General features: G+C 59.8%; 20 protein-coding genes. 6 read left to right on the plus strand and 14 right to left on the minus strand.

Annotated elements, in window-relative coordinates; translation table 11 throughout:
• The first annotated feature begins 104 nt into the window (after window positions 1-104).
• Together HV753_RS11625 and HV753_RS11630 are read left to right on the plus strand one after the other, a co-directional pair.
• Entirely contained in the window at window positions 105-1,610 is a 1,506-nt protein-coding gene (locus HV753_RS11625; protein WP_175174583.1) for an AAA family ATPase, read from the plus strand.
• A gap of 1 nt (window position 1,611) precedes the next feature.
• The gene (locus HV753_RS11630) at window positions 1,612-2,508 is read left to right on the plus strand and encodes a hypothetical protein (protein ID WP_175174584.1); all 897 of its coding nucleotides are present in this window, start codon (window positions 1,612-1,614) and stop codon (window positions 2,506-2,508) included.
• Between the two features lie 125 nt (window positions 2,509-2,633).
• Here the strand turns inward: HV753_RS11630 and HV753_RS11635 are convergent, their stop codons facing one another.
• The 13 genes from HV753_RS11635 to HV753_RS11695 form a co-directional block, all read right to left on the minus strand.
• Entirely contained in the window at window positions 2,634-3,320 is a 687-nt protein-coding gene (locus HV753_RS11635; RefSeq protein ID WP_175174585.1) for an HNH endonuclease, read from the minus strand.
• On the minus strand, window positions 3,317-4,834 hold the full coding sequence (locus tag HV753_RS11640) for an AAA family ATPase (RefSeq protein WP_175174586.1): 1,518 nt from the start codon (window positions 4,832-4,834) through the stop codon (window positions 3,317-3,319). Before HV753_RS11640 ends, HV753_RS11635 begins: the two co-directional genes overlap by 4 nt.
• Window positions 4,835-5,089: 255 nt before the next feature.
• Entirely contained in the window at window positions 5,090-5,398 is a 309-nt protein-coding gene (locus tag HV753_RS11645; RefSeq protein ID WP_175174587.1) for a hypothetical protein, read from the minus strand.
• A gap of 273 nt (window positions 5,399-5,671) precedes the next feature.
• Window positions 5,672-6,535, minus strand: coding sequence for a class I SAM-dependent methyltransferase (locus HV753_RS11650; RefSeq protein WP_175174588.1), 864 nt, complete (start codon window positions 6,533-6,535; stop codon window positions 5,672-5,674).
• Between the two features lie 199 nt (window positions 6,536-6,734).
• On the minus strand, window positions 6,735-7,901 hold the full coding sequence (locus HV753_RS11655) for a CMD domain protein (RefSeq protein WP_175174589.1): 1,167 nt from the start codon (window positions 7,899-7,901) through the stop codon (window positions 6,735-6,737).
• A 19-nt stretch (window positions 7,902-7,920) separates the two neighbouring features.
• The gene (locus HV753_RS11660; RefSeq protein WP_175174590.1) at window positions 7,921-9,231 is read right to left on the minus strand and encodes an acyl-CoA thioester hydrolase/BAAT C-terminal domain-containing protein; all 1,311 of its coding nucleotides are present in this window, start codon (window positions 9,229-9,231) and stop codon (window positions 7,921-7,923) included.
• A gap of 3 nt (window positions 9,232-9,234) precedes the next feature.
• Window positions 9,235-10,818 carry an ABC transporter substrate-binding protein gene (locus HV753_RS11665; RefSeq protein WP_175174591.1) on the minus strand — a complete coding sequence of 528 codons (1,584 nt, stop codon included), beginning with the start codon at window positions 10,816-10,818 and terminating at the stop codon, window positions 9,235-9,237.
• Between the two features lie 78 nt (window positions 10,819-10,896).
• Window positions 10,897-11,913, minus strand: coding sequence for an ABC transporter ATP-binding protein (locus tag HV753_RS11670; protein WP_175174592.1), 1,017 nt, complete (start codon window positions 11,911-11,913; stop codon window positions 10,897-10,899).
• Window positions 11,910-12,920, minus strand: coding sequence for an ABC transporter ATP-binding protein (locus HV753_RS11675; RefSeq protein WP_175174593.1), 1,011 nt, complete (start codon window positions 12,918-12,920; stop codon window positions 11,910-11,912). Before HV753_RS11675 ends, HV753_RS11670 begins: the two co-directional genes overlap by 4 nt.
• A complete protein-coding gene (locus tag HV753_RS11680) occupies window positions 12,917-13,834 on the minus strand; it encodes an ABC transporter permease (RefSeq protein WP_175174594.1) in 918 nt (305 codons plus the stop codon). Before HV753_RS11680 ends, HV753_RS11675 begins: the two co-directional genes overlap by 4 nt.
• Entirely contained in the window at window positions 13,831-14,805 is a 975-nt protein-coding gene (locus tag HV753_RS11685; protein WP_175174595.1) for an ABC transporter permease, read from the minus strand. Before HV753_RS11685 ends, HV753_RS11680 begins: the two co-directional genes overlap by 4 nt.
• Window positions 14,802-16,277, minus strand: coding sequence for a flavin-containing monooxygenase (locus HV753_RS11690; protein WP_175174596.1), 1,476 nt, complete (start codon window positions 16,275-16,277; stop codon window positions 14,802-14,804). Before HV753_RS11690 ends, HV753_RS11685 begins: the two co-directional genes overlap by 4 nt.
• Window positions 16,274-17,251 (minus strand): LysR family transcriptional regulator, encoded by a 978-nt coding sequence (locus tag HV753_RS11695; RefSeq protein WP_175174597.1) that lies wholly within the window; start codon window positions 17,249-17,251, stop codon window positions 16,274-16,276. Before HV753_RS11695 ends, HV753_RS11690 begins: the two co-directional genes overlap by 4 nt.
• 300 nt (window positions 17,252-17,551) lie before the next feature.
• Between HV753_RS11695 and HV753_RS11700 the strand changes: the two genes are divergently transcribed.
• Together HV753_RS11700 and HV753_RS11705 are read left to right on the plus strand one after the other, a co-directional pair.
• Window positions 17,552-18,235: a DUF7424 family protein gene (locus HV753_RS11700; protein ID WP_425485891.1), complete on the plus strand. Its 684-nt coding sequence runs from the start codon at window positions 17,552-17,554 to the stop codon at window positions 18,233-18,235.
• Window positions 18,236-18,307: 72 nt separating this feature from the next.
• Entirely contained in the window at window positions 18,308-18,514 is a 207-nt protein-coding gene (locus HV753_RS11705) for a hypothetical protein (RefSeq protein ID WP_175174599.1), read from the plus strand.
• Between the two features lie 38 nt (window positions 18,515-18,552).
• Here HV753_RS11705 and HV753_RS11710 read toward each other — a convergent pair whose 3' ends face one another.
• Window positions 18,553-18,762 (minus strand): DUF7661 family protein, encoded by a 210-nt coding sequence (locus tag HV753_RS11710; protein WP_175174600.1) that lies wholly within the window; start codon window positions 18,760-18,762, stop codon window positions 18,553-18,555.
• Window positions 18,763-19,095: 333 nt separating this feature from the next.
• On the opposite strand from HV753_RS11710, the gene HV753_RS11715 reads away from it, so the two are divergent.
• Both HV753_RS11715 and HV753_RS11720 read left to right on the plus strand, forming a co-directional pair.
• Entirely contained in the window at window positions 19,096-19,803 is a 708-nt protein-coding gene (locus tag HV753_RS11715) for a response regulator transcription factor (RefSeq protein WP_175174601.1), read from the plus strand.
• Window positions 19,804-20,212: 409 nt separating this feature from the next.
• On the plus strand, window positions 20,213-21,004 hold the full coding sequence (locus tag HV753_RS11720; RefSeq protein WP_175174602.1) for a SapC family protein: 792 nt from the start codon (window positions 20,213-20,215) through the stop codon (window positions 21,002-21,004).
• The last annotated feature ends 19 nt before the right edge of the window (window positions 21,005-21,023 follow it).

Raw genomic sequence — 21,023 nt, forward strand, 5'->3', positions numbered from 1 at the left:
TTAGCATTGGTAGCCTATAAATATATGAGTACTAAGGCTTCTCTTAGGGCAGAGCAGTAAGCAAGCCTATTCAGAGTCAGTGACCTCAACTTGGACTACTATTTATGGACGTTTTCATTCGAGACAGGGGCGCTTCGGTCACTGTTCCAGATGGGGCTTATCCGTGTATCGTGCTTGAGAGAGATAACTGGAACGATTATTCATATTTCACGTTGTTTAAGGCGCAGCTGCGGCTTGCTCCTGGGTCTGGATCGGGCAGTGTCGAGAGTCTTGGTGGCGTGAAGATCATGAAGGGGAATCAAGCAGAGGGTATAGAAAACAGGCCGTTTGAGAAACTGGCTAGTGGGGAAAAGATTCCGGCACGGATGTTACGTGACGTTGGTTCGCTAGGATCCGGTACCGTTTACTACGACAAGCTAAGGAACGTAGATATCGACCTAGCGCGAGCGCTGTTGAATACTCTGCGCGATTGTTCTTTTCTACCGGTCGTGCGGAAGCAATTTCAGTCCGATGAGTGCTTCAAGATCTCATTGCTACGTGAATCGGAAGCCCGTGTTTTACTGGACACGGCCGGCGCCCACTTTGGCGGGGACTCCACACTCATTAGCAGCTTTTCGGCGGCAATCCAGCTCGATGGCGCTACCGCAGCCCACGAATTTGTGTTCGATTTCGAATCCGTTGATGGCGTTCCGCGGCGGATGCATTCGATCGTTGGTCTGAACGGTGTGGGAAAAACTCAAGTCATGGCGCGGTTGGCCATCCTGCTGAGTCGGTTTTCGAAACAGGCGATTAAGGAGAAGCGGTCGGCTCTGCAGTCGGACGACTCCATCTCGCCGGTGCCATCCATCTATTCCGTCGTGGCCGTTTCGTTTAGCGCGTTTGACGAGTTCGAGCGGCCCACGCAGCTGCAGGGTGAAGCGTTTCAGTATAGCTACTGTGGGTTGCAGCATCCACAGGGGCGGCTAAAAACGAAAGCCGACCTGCTAAAGGAAATTCGATCTGTTCTGTCCCGGGACATGACCCAAGAGAAGCGCATTCTTTTAAAGCGGGTCCTTCACAATTTGGTTCGGGTTGATGACCTCGACTCGTTTGTCGAGGAACCCGAGAACAATGAAATAATGTACCAACGTTTAAGTGCTGGGCAGCGGCTTGCAGTCAACTGCATCATTCACATCATTTCGCGGATCGAACCGCGCACCTTGATTCTCTTTGACGAGCCGGAGCTTCACCTCCATCCGCAATTGCTTACTGGGCTTGTGCAGGCCCTCAATGAAGTGCTTGAGGATCAGGATTCATTCTCGATTGTAGCTACCCACTCTCCGCTCGTCATACAACAGTTGCCGAAGGAATGTGTCCATGTGATCCGTCGCGATCGAATGACGCCGATGGTAGTCAAGCCGACTTTTCAGACTTTCGGAGAGAGCGTGTCGGAGATAACACGATTCGTGTTCGCGTCGCCCGATACAGATAGGGACTATCGAGCAGTGCTCGAGCGAATGTTTGAAGACGATGGTGGCGACGTTGAGGCCATACGAAAACGTTTTGGCGGAAAACTTAGCCTGAACGCAGACATGTATCTCGAGTCATTACGCGCTGCAAAGGACGCTTGACATGCGGAATCAGAAGGCTGCCGATCTAGATGTCCGTAAGTATCTGCCGACCATCATCCAGTCAAAGCATAAGGCGACGAGGGCGACCCTAACCAACTTGCGTGACAAAGTTTTCGATCTGTGCGATGGATACGACAACGCAATAGACGCGATGACCCCCCCTCCAAAGCAACCCTGGAAAGAAGAAGAAAGCGCTGCTCTCGAGTCATGCTATGGCATCGGAACCATGGCGCTTTCTGCGCACAAGGACAATATTCTGTGGGCGCTCAAAGTGCAATCGGAGGTCAACCTTCAGCGATGTGCATACTGCATGCTCAACGATCCCCGGACATGGGATCACTATTTACCAAAGGAATCATTTCCCGAGTATGCGGTTTATCACGCAAACCTGCTCTACATCTGCTTTGGCTGCAATCATCGCAAATCCAAACATTATCACAACGCGTATCTGCTCTATTGCCATCCGTATTTTTCCGTCGATGCGGATACAGCCCTGCTTCACTGCTTAGTTACAGTCGTGGAGGGTACTCTTGCAATCAAATACTATTGTGCAGGAATGGGCGCGATGCAGGCCGCGGCTGAAGTCGCGCAACGCCACCTCGAGGGTCTAGGTTTAATCGATCGCTTTGCGGCAGAGGCGTCCAGCATGTTAAGCGGCCTAATCGGCGAGCTTAGACAATACTTTCCTGATGGCGTGCCCGCTGCGTCACTTCATAGAGTGCTACAGCGGCGTTACTCCGAAGCGCAGGAATGTCTGGGTATAAATGCGTGGGATAGTCGACTTTGGCATGGCGTCGCCCACTGCGTCGACTTTTTAGACTACGTGAATGATAGGATTAAATTTAGGAGCACTCTCGATTCCAACGGATTTTATGTTCCCGCGCCGCCTGCCGCGTAGATGATCGTGGTATATAACGTGGCAAATTGCAATTTCGGACTAAGGAGTTCGAGAGTTTCGTCTGAAAGGTATATTTATTTAGTGCCAATTATGGGGGCAGGTCACCTCGCATCGAGCCGTAGCTATTAAATGCGGCCACCGATTCTTGACTTGAGCGTCCAGTCATCTTCGAAACAGTCTCTCGCGGTCCCTACATGAGCCTCGACTAGCCGACGGCGCATATCTGGATCCTCGTGAAAGGCTGCGATCCAAATACTGAAAAACCCTGATGACTTGGCGGTAGAAATGATCATTTCTCGGATATCTTCATTGTTGTTCCGTGCCAGCACGTCTCGCGAACGTTTAGCGAGGTTCCATGCCTCCTCCCGGTCTAAGTAGCGCTTATCTCGGCCCGCTGGCTGTTTAGCGGGAGGTTTTCCTGGGTGGCGATCCAGTCCAACAAGATCTATCAGCGCAACTACTTTCGGGACGATGAGAGGATCTATTGTTGATGAGGGCTCCACCAGCCCCCCTTCTCTGTACTCTATAGCCTTTAAAGTGTTGTCCTTGTCCGGCCAAAGAAAGTCTTCGTCGTTGGTTGGAGTGTCGCCCTTCGCCGAATTACAGTTAACGCAACCAATAAGGAAGTTCGTCCAATCGGTTTCGCGCGTGGCATCAGAGCTCTTTGGTGATACGTGTTCTACAGCTAGAAGTGCAGGAAAATGACGTTCGCAGTAACTGCAGTACCGGCCAAAGTATGCTTCGAGATCTTCGATGGCATCCTGATACTTCTTATAGGTCGCCGGTGCCGCGACTCTGGTAATGGGCCTCATTGAGCTTTATTCTCCATTGCCAGCACTTTAAGTAGGGCGTGTAATGCGGGATCGGATGTAAAGGGCTCACTCGCCTCCCGATAGGACCGCTCAGCGGTACGTAACTCGTCCGGTGTTACCTGCTGGGCGTCAGCCGCGCGCATTTCAAGAAGCGTAAAGTATTCTTTCGCCGCATCACTCAACTTTTCTGCCCGTGTGCTTCGTTGCGGCACGGAAACGCCTTGAATGTCCTCTGCAATATCTTCGATGCTATTGCCGCCATCTAAGTGTGCAGTTGAAAGCTTCGGATCGATAGGGGTGATCTGGTGGCGAGGGGTTGCCTGAATTACAAAAGGCGAATGAGTCGTAGCAATGAACTGGCAGTTAGGTAACAAATCCTCTAAAGCGGGTACGATTCGACGTTGCCATTTTGGATGAAGGTGGACGTCAATTTCATCGATAAGGACAATAGCCTTTCCGAAGCCGATTTTTTCATTTGGGTTTTTGATAGATAGCTGTCTCGCAATATCAACAAATAAAGAAAAGAGTCGTTGCTCACCATCGGAGAGTTGACTAAGACTTAGTGTGCCAATTTTGCGTTGGATCATAATTCTTGGCGTTAGCTTTACCTCCAGTGAATAAGAACTTAGACGCTCTCGATCAGCCGATGAAACCGGTATGTCTTTCCAAATATCGCGCAATTGGGGTAAGTCTCTATCGCCACGTCTGCGTTCCGAACTCGCTGGTGTGAGGACTACTTTTGTCTGATCGGGCCAATCAAAAGGGCGCTTTCGCCGAGGTTGGTGCTCGTCGAACCAGCGCATTGCGAAGGCCCTAGCTTGTTTTTGTATTTCCGAGTCCACTGGCGTTTTTTTTTCTGCACTTTCATCGTGCACGAGTGAGCACTCATAGGGTTCGAAGCGCCAATAGAATTTACTCATGCCAGGAGAAAAGGTGGATAGCACTTTGTTAACAAATTTTCTCACCGAATTACTATTTCCGAACTGGCGGTCAGTCGCTATTGCAGTCCCTGGAGAAGAGTTGTTTTCGGAGGAGTAGAGAAACTCCTCGTGGCGTCGAAATGAATCGCTATAGAATTTTCGGAGCCGTCTCGCAGATTTCATTTTCATCGCCGAGCAGATCGCTTCGTTTGATGAGTAGAGTAGAATCAGCGGAAGATTTCCCCGCTTGGCTGAGCGTTTTGCAGGTTCCCAAAGCGTCTTCTGCAATTGAAATGCTTCAACCGTATTATTTGAGTGGCAAATTACTGCACTGATTTCTGCGAGACGCGAGCGCAGCCGGATGTCGTTGTCTTCTAGTCTTGGACGTCTTCCCATCTGCTGAGTGCTACCCAACGCTGCGAGTAAGCCGCGAAGAATTGTCGTCTTGCCGGCTCCATTCTCCCCTATGAGCAAGTTGAAGCCAGGTTGAAATTTGAAAGTTCTTTGGTCAAATTGACGAACATTGGTTAATGTCAAGCTTTGTAGATGCATAGACGTGATGGGATGGCGAGTGGCAATAATAAAAATAGTCAACCAAGCAATTCTATCCTATCATCCGAGTAGTATCTTCTACTGGACTGGCGCATTGCTTAGTGTCCTGCGGAGTCCGAATCTCGCAAACTAAGCTCAACGAAATCTATTCGTCTATGGGCTGGCGACCAAAGACGATGCTGGGCTACGGCACCTCAGCACAACGATTTCGCCAATTCGTTGCAACGGCCAATCGAATATATAGTCTTAGGCGGCCTATGAACAGGAGTTCCCATGCTTGCACACATGGTTTTGTTACTAGGCTGGTGGTGCTTCTTTTGCCAACAGCGGGTCCAAAGACTGCGCATCTATTGTGCGCGCGACTAGATCAGCACCTTGGTAGCTTAGGCTCTCAACCCCACCCATTAAAATCGACACCACCCAACCATCCAACGGCCTTACCCCCGTAGCCCCAGGCTCATTCGCACTATTCCCCACAATCCGCGCAATAGCCCAAATCCCCAAGCAAGCCTTATCAATCTTCCGCAAATCATCAACCCGCACAACACCAAACTCCGGATCATCCGGCGTGGCCCATCGGTCATAGGTAAAAGGGTGGTCGCTCATTTCGACGCTCCGGTGTTATCGACGCAATGAAAGAAAGGAGGCCGCCATTGCAGCGGCCACGTGTTCTGTCTTTCCGGCTGTCAACCCGGGCGATCCTTTGGACCACGGGGCGATTATGCCCCGTTAGGCGACGGACGCAATGCGGTTCCGTGCCAAATTGATCACGCTTTTTTCTAACACAAGCGCAATCGCAGACTGCTGATTAGAGAAGGATCGGCAGCCCACCACCAGCTAAAGCCATCTCTGGCTCATGCACGGCGGCTATGCAAGCAGCTATTCAGAAGCCACCGCAGCAGCTCCCCGCACAAAAAACCGATCCTTCAACTCCTGCAACCCAATCCGCTCCAACATCTCCGTCAGCCTCTCCGCAGGCTTCCTGGTCGGCAGATTCTTGTACTGCGCGATGATCAGCTCATTCTTCATAGAATGCTCCCACCCCACCAGCTCCGTCACACTCACCTGATACCCATGCGCTTCCAGCTGCAAACACCGCAGCACATTCGTAATCTGGCTCCCAAACTCCCGCGTATGCAAGGGATGCCGCCAAATCTCTGCCAGCGGGTCAGCCAACGCCTTCCCCTTATTCTTCCGTAGTACCGAAGCCACCTCCGCCTGACAGCAAGGCACCACCACGATGTACTTCGCCTTCTTCTCCAGCGCAAAGTGAATCGCGTCATCAGTCGCCGTATTACAAGCGTGCAGCGCAGTCACCACATCAATCGTCCCCGGCAGCCGATCCGACGTAATCGACTCCGCCACCGAAAGATTCAAGAACGACATCCCCTCAAACCCCAGCCGCTTCGCCAGTTCCTCTGACGACTTCACCAATTCCTCGCGCGTCTCAATCCCATAAATATGGGACCCATTCCCGACGGCATCCTTCTGTTCCTTGAAGAACAAGTCATACAGGATGAACCCCAGGTAAGACTTCCCGGCCCCATGATCCGCAAGCGTGACGGCGCCGCGTTCTTGTTGAACGTCTTTCAGCAAGGGCTCGATGAACTGAAACAAGTGATAGACCTGCTTCAGCTTACGGCGACTGTCCTGATTCATCTTCCCGTCGCGGGTAAGAATATGCAGGGCTTTTAGCAGTTCGACGGACTGGCCGGGGCGGATGTCGTGGGTTTTTTCTGACATGAGGGAAAGGCAAAGCGCCCCGCATGGGGCGGGGCGCGTAGTGGCGCGGAAAGCGTCAGTTTAACGAAATCGGTGGATAGGGCGGTTTGCCCCAAACCTGGTAGCTCTTCCCCTATCCGGGACACCGCGGATCCGGCTTTGCTGGTCCGCAGGTGTCGCCCCCTTGAGGGGGCCCGCGTAAGCGGGTAGGGGGTGGGTCCTATCCGGCGAAAACCGGTTCGCCCAGGTTCAGCATCAGACGATTCGCCCAGGCGAAGATCGCATCCGAGTGCAGCAGGTCCAGCACTTCACCTTCGCTTAGACCCGCGTCCTTCAATGCCTGGATGCTGTTCGCGTTCACGTCCGCTTGCGCTTCCGTGATCTGGATCGAGAACTTGCCAATGGCCAATTCCCGCGCCGTCGTGCCGGCGGTGTAGGGATCTTCAAACACCTGCGCGATCACGTCATTGCGCTTGGCCAGTTGCTCAAAGCGCTGCGCATGGACCGATGCGCAATACACGCAACCATTCACGCGCGACACCACCGTCGAGCCCAATTCCCGCTCCGCACGCGACAAACCCCCCGGCGCGTACATGATGGCGTTGAACGCGGTCGAGCGCTGGCGCAGGATTTCCGGCTGATGGACCAGAAACAAGTAGTAGTCCGAGACCTTGGCCTTGGGGTGGCTTTCTTCCAGGACGGCGACTTGTTCCGGGGTGGCGGTGTCGACGTTGACGACGTCGAGCCATGCCTTCCACTCCAGAACTTCATTGGTGAAGCCGTGGGCCTTGATGACGGCGCCGGGTGCGGTGGCGGCGGTGTTGGGCTCGAAGGGCGCGGGCGGGACAGCCGACGCGCGGGGTGCTTGGCCTTCCAGGTCTTTCATGGCGGCCAGGCCGGCGACCAGACGGGTCTGGTACGACAGGAAGGCGATCAGTTGCGACAGGGTGACCACCGCAGGCGTGGAGACGCCGGCGGCGGGCAGGGTCTTCAGGGCGGCTTCGTCGCCTTCGACGGGGTTTTCGATCAGCTTGCGCGTGAATTCCAACACCGCAGCCAGGCGCGGGTCGGCGGCGTCGGTCGGTTTGCCGGATTCGGCAACGGCGATGTCGGCGGGCGTGGCGCCGGCTTCGACCAGACGGGCGCGGTAGTGCGCAGCCAGCACCGGCGACGGGCTGATGCGGGTGGCGTACAGGGCGACCAGCAGGCGTTCCGTCAGCGACAGGCCGGGCAGGGCCGGGTCGAACAGGGCGTCGTAGCTCCCTTGGGTGGCGGCGGCGACTTTTTCGCGCTGATGGCGCACTTCGTAGGTCTTGTTGCCGGGCGTCAGGCCGATCAGGCGATCGACGAGGTCATCGGTGACGTTGTAGACGATGGGTTCAGCCATGCGAGTCTCCTAGGATTCTTTATTTGGCGGTGCGGGCGGCGTGGGCTTTGATGGCTGCGTCCAGGAACGTCTTCACGCCTTCCCAGGATTCCTGGTCGGCGCGGGCGTTGTCCTTGGGGTTGCCGCCGCTGGTGCTGATCTTGCCGGACACGGGGTGGGCGTAGACGAGCTGGGTGGTGGGCACGTAGGGGAACAGGATCGAGTGACCGCCGTTCTCGTAGTCGAGCCATTCGACGGGGTAGGGGTGCTTCACTTCCACCAGCTTGTCTTGCACCATCTTCGAGTACAGGCTGGACGGCCACGAACCGTCGTCGGTGCCGGACAGCAGCATGACGGGGCCTTCGATGTCTTCCACGCGGATGCGGGCGCGGGCGACGGCGTCGGGGTCTTGCAGCGCGGTCAGGATGGCTTTCTCGTGACGATGCGGCGATGGGCCTTCATCGAAGGGGGCCCAGGTGGCGGTGCGGTTGTTTTCCCAGACGTGGGGGATGGGCTTGCCGCCCAGCAACCACGTGGGGCCTTCGCGGCCGATCTTGGGGTCGCAGGCGTTCTGGCCGCTGTGGACGACGGCGCCGGGCACGTAGGCGACGACGGCGGAGATTTCCTTGGGGAAGGTGGCGCCCAGCAGCAGGACCAGTTCACCGCCGCGCGACTGGCCGGTGATGGCGACGAAGTCGTTCTTGGGCTTGACCGTCTTGCGCAGCCAGCGCAGGCCGGTCTGGAAGTATTCCAGCGGCGTGTTCGAGATGTAGTCGGACAGGCCCGGCGCTTTGAAATACGCCAGCGCAAAGGCGGCGTAGCCGCGCGAGGCATACAGCGCCGCGCGCGGTTCGTTGATGCCGCCGCCCGAGCCGTTCAGGATCATGATGGCGGGATGCGAACCGGGCGTGGCGCCTGCCGGCAGGAATAGCGTGCCGACCAGGCCTTCTTCGCGGACTTCCTGGCGGGTGACGCCGTCAGCCGCCAGGCGTTGCGTGAAGCTGGCTTGCGACTGGGCGCCCGCCACACGGGCGACCACGTCGGTGACCAAGGCGTTGGTGACCGGGTGGTTGAAGTGTTCGCGGCTGGGCGTGTCCACGGGCGATTGGGACCAGACCAGGCCCATGGGGGCCAGGCCGGTGTAGTCGCCCGAGACGGGCGCGTCGCGGGTCAGATCGACGACGCCGTCGTCGCCTGCCGTGTAGGCGGCCTGGGCTTGCCAGAGGACGCCGTTGCGGCGGGTCAGGGCGGTGATTTCCACCGTCTGGCCCGGGGCGACGTGTTCGACGCGGATCTGGCGCGGCACGTCGATCAGGGCGTCCGCGGGGGTGATGGTCAGGGTCGGCACCATGGCTTACTTACCGGCGGCAGCAGCGCGTTCTTTGGTGACCATCATGGCGGCCGTGCGGTCGCTGGTCATCGGGGTGACCTTCAGGCCTTTCTTGGTGGCCCAGATGTTCTTGTAGTGGAACAGCGGGATGATGCCCACGTCGTCGGACACGATCTTGACCGAGTCGCGCAGGATGGCTTCACGCTTGGCCACGTCGAATTCGGAGGTGGATTGTTCCAGTGCGGCGTCCACCTTGGGGTTGGTGTAGCGGCCCCAGTTGGAGGCGCCCAGGCCCTTCTTGGCGTCGGCGGTGGCCAGGATGTTGACCAGCGCGTAGCTGCCTTCGCCCGTGCCGTTGCCCCATGCCAGCATGCTGACGGCGAATTCGTTCTTGTTGGCGCGGCCCGAATACACGGCCCATGGCACCACTTCCACTTGGGTCTTCACGCCGACGCGGGTCCAGAACTGCGCCACGGCCTGGGCCGTTTCCGGGCCTTGCGGGTAGCGGTCGTTAGGCACGTGCATGGTGAGCTTGAAGCCGTCGGGAAAGCCCGCTTCGGCCAGCAGTTTCTTGGCTTGCGCGACGTCGTTGGGGATGTCCTTGACGTCGGGGTTGTAGCCGATGGTGCCCTTGGGCATCCACTGGTTGGCTTCGGTGGCGGCGCCTTGCAGGATGCGGTCGGCGATGGCCTTGCGGTTGATGGCCAGGTTCAGCGCCTGACGCACGCGCACGTCCAGCAACGGGTTCTTGTCCAGCGGCTTGCCGTTGTTGTCGGTGATGTACTGGTTGGGCTCGGGGTTGAAGCTGGGTTGCAGGATCATGACGCGCAGGCCGTCGTACGGGTAGACCGATACGTTGGGGGCTTTTTGCAGTTTGGCCAGGTCGGCCACCGAGACCTTGTCGATCACGTCCACGTCGCCTGCCAAGAGGGCGGCGGTGCGCGACGCGGCGTTGTTGATGTAGCGGTAGTTGACCTTGTCCCAGGTGGCCTTGTCGCCCCAGTAGCCGTCGTTGCGTTCCATGATGACGCGGTCGCCCGGCGTGTAGGACACGAACTTGTAGGGGCCGGTGCCGATCATGGCCTTGCCCGAGTTGTAGTCTTCGGTGGTCGATTTTTCACCGACGTGCTTGCTGACGACGTGGACGGACGCCAGGTTCAGCGGCAGATCGGGGTTGGGGGCCTTGGTCTTGACGATGAGGGTCAGCGGGTCCTTGGCGGTCATCGTGTCGATGGTGCGCAGGTAGCCGGCGTAGGTGGCGACGCTGCCGGGGACGGCGCGCGCGCGGGTGTAGGAATAGATCAGGTCGTCGGCGGTGAACGGGGTGCCGTCCTGCCACTTGACGCCTTCACGCAGCTTGAATTCCCAGGTGGTGGGGTCCAGCGGTTTCCAGCTGACGGCCAGGCCGGGTTGCAGCTTGTTCCACTTGTTCTCGATCAGCAGGTCCCAGAAGTGCAGGGCCACCGAGCGGTCGCCGGCGTGGTTGTTCAGCTGCGGGTCCAGGGATGACAGCGGGTCCGCGAAACCGATGGACAGGTTGTCGGCGGAAGCCATGGCGGAGGCGCCCAGGATGGCGGCGGTCAGGGTCGAAAGAATCAGGCGTTTCATGTTCGTGGTCCTTGGTGGGGGGGAACGAGCGGTTAGTGTTCCAAAGGCTGCGATGCGCGGCATCGCGGCCAGTTACGGTCAGGCCATGTCGTTCAGATGACAGGCGCTTAAATGGTTGATGGCGATTCCCTTCAAGGTGGGAACCTCGGTCTTGCAACGCGGCATCGCATGCGGACATCGCGGATGGAAATGGCAGCCGGTGGGCGGGTTCAGCGGGCTGGGGATCTCGCCCTTGATCGCGGTAAAGATCTTGTGGCGCGACTTCAGGCTGGGAATCTCGGCCAGCAGCGCTTGGGTGTACGGGTGGTTGGGACGCTGGAAAACTTCTTCCACCGTGGCCGTTTCCACGACGCGGCCCAGGTACATGATGACGACGCGGTCGGACAGGTGTTCCACCACGCCCAGGTCATGGCTGATGAACAGGTACGTCAGGTTCAGCTCTTCGCGCAGGTCCATGAACAGGTTCAGGATCTGCGCCTGGATCGATACGTCCAGCGCGGCCACGGCTTCGTCGCAGACCAGCATGGACGGCTGCACGGCAAGCGCGCGGGCGATGCCGATGCGCTGGCGCTGGCCGCCGCTGAACTGGTGCGGATAGCGTTGGCGCAGAGCGGGGTCCAGGCCCGCGCGTTCCAGCTGGGCGCTGACGTAGTCGTCAAAGTCGCCGTTGCCGACCAGGCCGTGGATGCGGGCCGCTTCGCCCACGATCTCGTCCACGCGCAGGCGCGGGTTCAAGCTGGCGTAGGGGTCCTGAAAAATCATCTGCACGGTCAGGCGCGCGGCATGGGCGGCGGCGGAGTTCATGTCCGACGGGCGCACGCCATTGATGCGGACTTCGCCGCCGGACGGCGTCATCAGGCCCGCCGCGATGCGGCCCAGCGTGGATTTGCCGCAGCCGGATTCTCCGACCAGGCCGACCACTTCGCCAGGGTTCACGATCAGGTCCACGCCATCGACGGCGCGGGTGATGGCGGGCGGCTTGGACAGGCCCAGGCGTTGCATGGCGCGGCCGGCGGGGCCGATCTTGCGTTCGCCAAAGCGCTTGCTGACTTGCGAAAGGTCAATCAGCGGGGTGGGGGCGGCTGATAGAGTCATGCCGTCACCTCGCTGGTTTGGATCGTGGGATGGAAGCAGCGCACTTTATGTTCGGGCAAGGCTTGGGTAATGCCGGGTTGCTGGCCACAGGCGGCGGTCGCGCGCGAGCAGCGCGTGGCGAATGCACAGCCGGCGGGCAGGTGCAGCAGGTTGGGCGTCATGCCGGGGATCTGGCGCAGACGCTGCCCGCGTTGATTGTTGCTGGGCAGGCTGTCGATCAAACCGACGGTGTACGGATGCTGCGGGCGGTCAAGCACGTCGTCGACCTTGCCGTGTTCAACGATGCGGCCGGCGTACATCACTGCCACGTCGTCAGCCAGACCGGCCACCACGGACAGATCATGCGTGATCCAGATCAGGCTGGTGCCGTGCTGCTGCGCCAGCTTTTGCACTTCGGACAGGATCTGCGCCTGGATGGTGACGTCCAGCGCGGTCGTGGGTTCGTCGGCAATGATCAGGTCGGGGCGGTGCAGCATGGCAATGGCGATGGCCACGCGCTGGCGCATGCCGCCGGACAATTGATGCGGGTAGGCCAGCAGGCGTTCGTCCGGGCTGGGAATGCCCATCATGCCCAGCGTGTCGCGGGCCAGGATGCGGGCCTGCGCCTTGCTCATCTTGTTATGCGCGCGCACCGTTTCGATCATCTGCACGTCCACCCGCAAAACGGGGTTCAGCGTCATCATCGGATCTTGGAAGATCATGGCAATGCGGTTGCCTTGCAGGCGGCGCAGTTCACGCGGCGACAGCTTGGTCAGGTCGCGGCCTTGGAACAGCACTTCGCCGCCGACGATGCGGCCCGGCGCGTCCACCAGGCCCATGATGGAAAAGCCGGTCACGGATTTGCCCGAACCGGATTCGCCGACCAGGCCCAGGATCTTGCCGCGCTCCAAGGTGAAGGAAACGTCGTCCACGGCGGGCAGCACGCCCGCGCGGGTGTGGAAGTGCGTGCGCAGGTTGCGCACTTCAAGCGTGGCCGGCGCGCTGGCGGATGCGGAGCGGTCGGTCATTTGTGGGTCCTCGGGTTCAGCACGTCGCGCAGGCGGTCGCCCACCAGATTGATGGCGACGATGGTGATCAGCAGCGCGATGCCGGGGTAGAAGCTGATCCAGTATTCACCGGACAACATGTATTGGAAGCCGTTGGAGATCAACAGGCCCAGCGACGGTTCGGTCACGGGCACGCCCAGGCCCAGGAAGCTCAGGGTGGCTTCCAGCGTGATGGCGCGCGCGATCTGCAAGGTGCCGATCACGATCAGCGGCGGCAGGCAGTTGGGCAGGATGTGCTTCAACATGATCCGCCAGTTGGGGATGTCCAGGCAGCGGGCGGCTTCCACGTATTCGCGGCGGCGCTCGACCAGGGCCTGGCCGCGCGCGGTGCGGGCGTAGTAGGCCCATTCCAGGATCACCAGGGTCAGCACCACGTTGCCCACGCCCTTGCCCAGATAGGCCAGGATCATCATGGCAACCAGGATGGACGGGAACGACAGGATCAGGTCGACCAGACGCATGATGAAGGCGTCGACCTTGCCGCCCGCGTAGGCGGCAAGCAGGCCCAGCAAGGTGCCGACGATGCCGGCGATCAGTGCCGAGCCCACGCCCACCATCAGGCTGATGCGCAGGCCATACAGAATGCCCGACAGCAGGTCGCGGCCCTGGCCGTCGGTGCCCAGCCAGTAGTGGAAGGTATCCAGGCCATTCATGGACCCCGGCGGCATGCGCGAATCCAGCACGTCGATTTGCAGCAGGTCATAGGGATTCTGCGGCGAGATCCACGGGGCGAAGATAGCCGCCAGGATCAGCAGCGTGGCCACGGCCAGACCGAACACCGCCGTCTTGGACGACATGAATTCAGTCAGGTTGCGGCGCCATGGCGATTCGCGGCGCAGCGCGGGGGCCTTCTCGGGGGTTGCAGCGGTGCTCATGCCGAGCCCTCCAGCCGTACCCGGGGGTCCAGCACTTTATAAAGAATGTCCACGATCAGGTTCAGCGTCACGAACAGGCACACGACCACGATCAGGTACGCCACGATCACGGGGCGGTCCAGGGCGTTCAGGCTATCCAGGATCAGCTTGCCGGCGCCCGGCCACGAGAAGATGCTTTCCGTGATGACGGCAAACGCAATGGTGGAACCCAGTTCCAGACCCAGCACGGTGACCAGCGGGATCATGGTGTTGCGCAGCACGTGCACGCCCACCACGCGCAGGGGCGACAAGCCCTTGGCGCGCGCGAACTTCACGAAGTCCAGCGGAATCACGTCACGCACACCGGCGCGGGTCAGGCGGATCACTAGCGAGATCTTGAACAGCGACAGGTTCAGCGCCGGCAGGATCAGATGGCGCCAGCCATCGGCCGTCAGCCACGACCATTGGAATCCCAGGAACTCCACCGTCTGGCCGCGGCCGCTGGCGGGCAGCCAGCCCAGCGATACGCTGAACGTCATGATCAGCATCAGCGCCACCCAGAAGGTCGGCAGCGAGAAGCCGACGATGCTGCCAGCCATGATCAGCTTGGAAAAGCGGCTGTCCGGATACAGGCCGGCCACCAGACCCAGCGGCAGGCCGATGATGACGGCCAGCAGCAGCGCGCTGATCGCCAGTTCCAGCGTGGCGGGCAGGCGCTGAACCACCAGTTCAATGGCGGGGATGTTGTAGACGAAGCTGTTGCCCAGGTTGCCGTGGATGGCTCCATTGAGAAAACCCAGGTACTGCTCCCACAGCGGCTTGTCCAGGCCCAGTTCGGCGATGATGCGGGCGCGGTCCACCTGATCGACGTCTTGGCCGATCAGGATGTCCACGGGGTTGCCGATGGCGTGCAGGCCCACGAAGACGATCAAGGTCATCAGGAACACGACCACCGCCGCTTGCGCGACACGGCGTATCAACCAACCTGTCATTGCGCCGTCTCCGCCTGGGGAGCCGGGGCTGGCGGCGGGGCTGCCACCCACTCATCACCGAACACTTCCGGCTCCGAGAACGCTTCCATGTTGGCGTAGTAGATCTCGACGTCTTCGCGGTAGAACAGGCCGGCGATGCCTTGCGCCAGGCGCTTGGCGCCTTCGCTGATCGCGGGGATGTCGCCCGAGATCGTGCCTTGGGTCAGCGCGGCGGGGTACGAGAAGCAGTGCACGCGGTCCAGGCCCGGACAGGCGCCCGGCGTTTTTTCCTGCAATTCAAAGACGGCGCCCAGGTCGGGCGAGTCATGCAGTTCCTGGTCTTCGTCGCCGGCGGGCGGGGTGAACCGGTCGCCCCAGTTGCGTACGTGGGGCGCCAGCGGCGCGAATTCCGGACGCACGGTCCAGTCGATGCGGAAACCCGTGGAGAAGATCAGGAAGTCCAGCACGAACACGCCCTTGGGCGTGGTGACATGGATCTCGTCGCCTTCCATGGCCAAGTCCTGCACGCCACAGCTCAGGTTGAAGCGGGCGTTCGGATGCCGCGACACGCGCAAGGTGCTGCCGCGCGGGGGCGGCACTTGCGCGGCGTTGATGTAGTGGCGGATCTTCCACTTCCATTCATCGGGCAGCGTCAGGTGGCCGTGGGTCAGGCCGGGATTGCCTGCGCCCTTGCCCTTGTTCACGCGCGGAATGTCGTTGCGGCGGATCAGCAGGTCGACGCTGGCGGCGCCGGCTTCCAAGGCGGTGCCCGCGCTGTCCATGGCGGACGCGCCCGCGCCCACGACGCCGACGCGCTTGCCGGCAAGCGTGGCGTAATCCATCACGTCGGATGAATGCGCCCAGCGGTCACGCGGCAGTTTCTTTGCAAAGTCAGGCACATAGGCGCCGCCCAAGCCATCGCGGCCGGTGGCCAGCACGACGCGGCGGGCCAGCACGGTGCTGCGTCCGGCGGGCGATTCGATATCCAGCTGCACCAGATTGTCGGCGCGCGGCTGCACGGACAACACGCGATGTTCGTTGCGCACGTCCAGGTTCAGCGCGCGGCGATACCAGCGCAGGTAATCCATCCATTGCAGGCGCGGGATCTTGTCCAGCGCGTCCCAGGCTTGCGAGCCGAACTGCGCTTCAAACCAGGCGCGGAAGGTCAGCGCCGGCAGGCCCAGGGCAGGGCCCGTCAGTTGCTTGGGCGACCGCAACGTTTCCATGCGGGCTGTCGTGGCCCAGGGGCCTTCGTAACCCTCAGGCGCCTGATCGAAGATCGGCGCGGCGATGCCCAGATGCGTCAAGGACGCCGCAGCGGCCAAACCGGCCATGCCGCCGCCGATGATGGCAACGTCCAGGACCGGTTCGCCGTCCACCAGGCGGGGGGCGACCCAGTTCTTGGCGGGGATTTCCAGCCAGGACAGGTCTTGCCGCAGGCGGGCCTCCAGCGCGGCTAAGCCTTGCGGCGGGGTGGCGACGGGAAGATTCATAAGGAGGGGGTTTCCATGACAGGGGCGTCATCACCGTAGATCGACTGCAATAGCGCCGAATGCTCGCAAGCGTCGCGCAGCACGAAGCCGGGCAGCAGGGCGGCGGCGGCATCGGCCAGCGCGTCCACCATGGCCTGGCAGGCGGGCGTCAACGGTTGCGATTGCGGAGTGATGACTCCGAAGAAAAAGGGGATGTCCAGGTCGATGGGCCGGATCGCCACGCCCGCCATCGGGGCGCCATAAGCGGTGATCGGTTCCAGCACCGACACGCCCAGGCCCGCGCGCACGGCGGCCAAGGCGTTGACGGACGAATTGGTTTCAATGGTGCCCGGCGCATTGCCGGACGGCGCCAGCGCCGCGTCCAGCCGGCGGCGCAGGCGGTAGGGATTGGCCATCGTGATCAGGCGCCGGCCGGCAAGCGCCGACACGGGCACCACTTCCTGCGCGGCGGCCGGATCATCTTCCGGCAATGCCACCACACAGGGCGCTTGTCCGATCCAATGCACCGTCAAGCCGCGATGCTCCAGCGGCAGGCTGGTCGCGCCCAATTGGGCGGCGCCGGTCAATACCGCATGCACCACCCGTTCGGGCGAGGCGCTGCGCACCTGGATGCGGGTAGCGCTGAATTCGGATTCGATACGCTTGAGCGCGTCGGGCAACAGCCCCGCCGCCAAGGCAGAGGTTGCCGCCAACAGCAGCGGCTTGGCTTGTCCGCGCGCGATCTCTTCGGCGCGGCCGCGAATCTGTTGCAGGCTGGCCAGCGCGCGTTCCACATCGTCATACAGCAGAAAGCCCTGTTCGGTCGGCGTGACCCGCGGGCCGCTGCGCGTGAACAGGGCGTAACCGATCTCGGCTTCAAGCTCTTGCAGCAAGCGGCTGATGGCCGGCTGCGAACGCCCGAGCAAACGCCCGGCAGCGGTGACGCTGCCTGTGGACATGACGGCCGCGAAGGCCTCGAGTTGACGTAGTTCCATCTGTCTTGCTTTATGCTCAGGACGAATTCTTGCGCACCAAGTATGCGCGCTACAAATAATTAAAAGGCATAAGTAAATTCCCTAATAGGGAGTTTTCCTATGCCTTTTCATTACTTGCAGTTATTTCAATGGCTTGCGGGGTTTCCCTGGTTTGTCGCGGGGCACGACGTGTGTCACGGGAAGGGAATTGGCTCCGGTCCCCGGGACAGGTGCATCCCGACATGGCGTGAGCAAAAGTAAGTATGTGATACAAATGCCGGTTCGGAAACGCACACTTAAAAGGGCTGTAACGTGAAAAAGATGCTAGTGGCCGGCGTGATTGGCGCCTTCATGTTGGCGGGATGCAAAATCGACGTCGAAACGAAGGTGCCTTTATCGGGCCTGCTCTCAGAGGGCATCAAGACGGCTAAGGCCAGTCTTCTGATCGAGGTGGCGGCGTGCAATGACCACAAAGACTCTAGAAATCCCTCCGACATGCTGATCAAGGTTCGGGATGCGGTGGCAAAGGCGTTTCCTGTCGCGGTCTACAAAGAGTGCTTTCGCAAGGAATTCAACTCGTTCGCAAATTTCGAGATTCCCGCGAATTACGGTCTAGGCAGCGATGATGAGTGGGCCCAGACCAAGGGAGTCAGGATCATTTCCTATCCCGAAACGAATGGTGCTCATTCCATCGTGGCAGGCTTGCCGGAGGACGTCCGGAAAGGCTTGGAAGCGTCAAGCAAAGAGAAATACAAGATCGAGGCATTCAAAGTCGAGAATGTGCGGATCCGAGTCGCGCTTGAAAATGACACGGGTCAAGATCAGCAAGTCGTCGCTTTTGGGGTATTCCTTGAGAATGCGCCGTATATCGGAAACATCGTCCGTCTGGTTAAAGGTAAGACATACAACATCAGGTTGTCGGACGTGAGCACGACGAAGATGTTCCAAGTGAACACCGGCAAGGGTCTTGGCGCGGATTTTCTTACCGTTATGCCGCCGAAGTGATCTGACCAGCGACGCGGACTGACAGCGGGGAGTTCGTCAGGTAGCATCATTGACCTACTACCCGGAGGCTTCATGGATTGCTCAGTCGAAGGAAAGGTCGCTTTTGCGAACGGCTATTCGTACCACTTCGCCACCGTCGATGCGGCGCTGGCGTTCGCGGCATGCGTGACGCGCAGCCAGAATCCTGCGCAGTGCGCCACGGAGAATGGCTGCACCAGCACGGTCAAGCTGGAAGATGTTCAGGCGCAGGAAGATGCCGAGAAAGCGCAGGACAAGTGACGCACGCCACAACCGTTGGAAGACGGGCGATGTCAGCGCTATTCAAGTCGGATGATTTTGCCCCCTGGGGGCGACAGCTCGTGATAGATGTCGTCCAGATAGTCGGATAGTTCGCCGGGGGCGATTTCCGCTGGCACGGCGATGTCCGTGCTGCGGACGCGCTTACCCAGGTTCGACCGGTAGACCGCCCAGCTATTTCCCTCGCGTTCGATGTCGAGTTGAAATCGGCCATAGATGTCGAATTTCATGGAAAGGCCCAAAGTAATCATGCGGTTGCGTCACGCAGTAGTATCCGGCGCCGGATTGCACGCGGCGTTCTGGCATGGGCTGCACGCGCTGGGTGATATCTCTTTAGTGCGTGCTTGTTTACCGCGGCGCAATGATCGACGGAGAAACGAACAAGGAGTATTCTCTCGCGAAAATTGCACTGCTTGATCCGTATTTTTCGCGCTTCGCTTTCATCCGCACAGGGGTGATGGCGGGCTTCTTGCCTAAGTCGCCTGTATTTCAGATTTGCGCCCGCGACACGGCGCCCCGACGTTGCCTCTCAGGCATGCCGTCGTAGCCATCGTTTACCTCCCATGCCCGCCGACTCGGTTGACCTTGCATATCCGCTGCCTGCTCCGGTGTTGCTGCTGGAAGACGAGCCTTTGGTCAGCCAGCGGCTGGTAGCCGTGTTGCGGCGCTTGGGGTATGCGCAGGATGCCGTGATTTGCGCGTCCTCCATGGCGCAGGCACGCGCCTGCCTGGCGGCATATCCCATCGCGGTGGCGCTGGTGGATCTGAGATTGCCCGATGGCGATGGCCTGGCGCTGATCGCCGAGATGCACGCCGCCAATCCTGACCGGGTGATCCTGGTGATCTCCGCATGGAGTTGTGAGGAAACGGTCCTGGCCGCCTTGCGAGCGGGCGCCGTGGGTTACGTGCTGAAAGAGCGCGACGATCTTGAAGTGCTGATCGCCATTCGCCGCGCCTTGCGCGGCGGCGCGGCGATTGATCCCCTTATCGCACGGCGGCTGATCCAGGAGTTCCGTTCGCAGCCGGCGGAATTGCCCGGCGCCGACACCGAGTTGGACGTCGACGCCGAGATCAGCGGGCCGCTGAGTCCGCGTGAAAGCCAGATTCTGCGTCTGGTGGCAGAAGGGCTGGGCAATCGTGAAATCGCCGAGCAATTGTGTCTGTCGCGCCATACCGTCGAACGGCATATCAAGCACATCTATCGCAAGCTGCGGGTGTCTTCGCGCACCAAGGCCATACACGCCGCCCGGGCGTGCGGCATGTTGGCTTGAGCCGACGCGCTACCCCAGCTTTTTCCCGCCTTTCTCGCTTTTCGTGCACCCGGTTATTTCGGCCGGGAGCGGATATTGCATTGCAATAAACCGGCTTCGCACGTGACATTCCAATCGTCTTAGTTCTGCTGATTTATTCAAATGTCCATGTGTTGGGCGGATTAATTTGAAATATATCGGTTTGTTCGTGTTTTCCAATTTGTGACGTTGAAAAAAACGTCTCGCCATAGGGAGATATGCCTAGTTTCAGGTATAGACGAATAGTTTCAAAGACCGTCTAATTCTCACATTCATTAGATCAAATGATGCATTGACTCTTTTCGGTATGACGTGCTTGGCGCATCTGTTGCGCTCTCTCTTTACCGGGGATACGAGTCAGTTACAAATCACCGGACAAGGAGAAAGAAACATGTCAGCAACTGTGTTTTACGAACGGGCCGTGGCGTTGGATCGTGCAGCGCATCAAGAAACCAAGATTCAGATTCAGCCGGACCATTATGCGTTTGCGCAGGACACCAATGCTCTGCCCATCGCGGCAAGTGAATTCGCCGACGCAGGCCGCCACTATCCCATCGTGTTCGTAGGCGACGAGGCCGGCAATTTCCACGTGGCCGTTCTGCTGGGGCTGGAAGACAAATCCAATCTGTTCGTGACCGAGCAGGGCACCTGGAAGGCAGACACCTACGTGCCCGCCTTCGCCCGCCGCTATCCCTTCGTGCTGGGCACGACGTCCGAGGCCGACCGCCTGGCCGTGTGCATCGACGAGTCCTACCCCGGCATCAATACCGCCGATGGCGTGGCCTTGTTTGAAGACGGCAAGGAAACGGGCTACCTGACGCAGATGATGGAATTCCTGCGTGTGTTCCAGGGTGAAATGGAACTGACCAAGAACATGGCCAAGCGTCTGCACGAGCTGGGTCTGTTGGCGGCCAAGACGATCACGATCTCGCAAACCGATGGCGACCGCTACCTGAGCGGTTTCTGGGTGGTGGACGAGCAGAAGTTTGCCGGCATCGACGATGCCCGCGTGGTTGAACTGCATCGCTCGGGCATCCTGCGCCTGATTGAACTGCACCGTTCGTCGCTGGGCAATGTCCAGCGTCTGGCCATGCAGCTGGACGAGCAGCGCCGCCTGAAGGCGCAGCAGCAGAAGGACGTGGCGTCTTCCACCGACGCCGCGCCCAGTGAAGTCGCAGCCTGATTCCGCCAGGAACGCCAGC

The sequence above is a fragment of the Achromobacter pestifer genome, from assembly GCF_902859625.1.
In the GTDB taxonomy this organism is placed as follows: domain Bacteria; phylum Pseudomonadota; class Gammaproteobacteria; order Burkholderiales; family Burkholderiaceae_B; genus Achromobacter; species Achromobacter pestifer.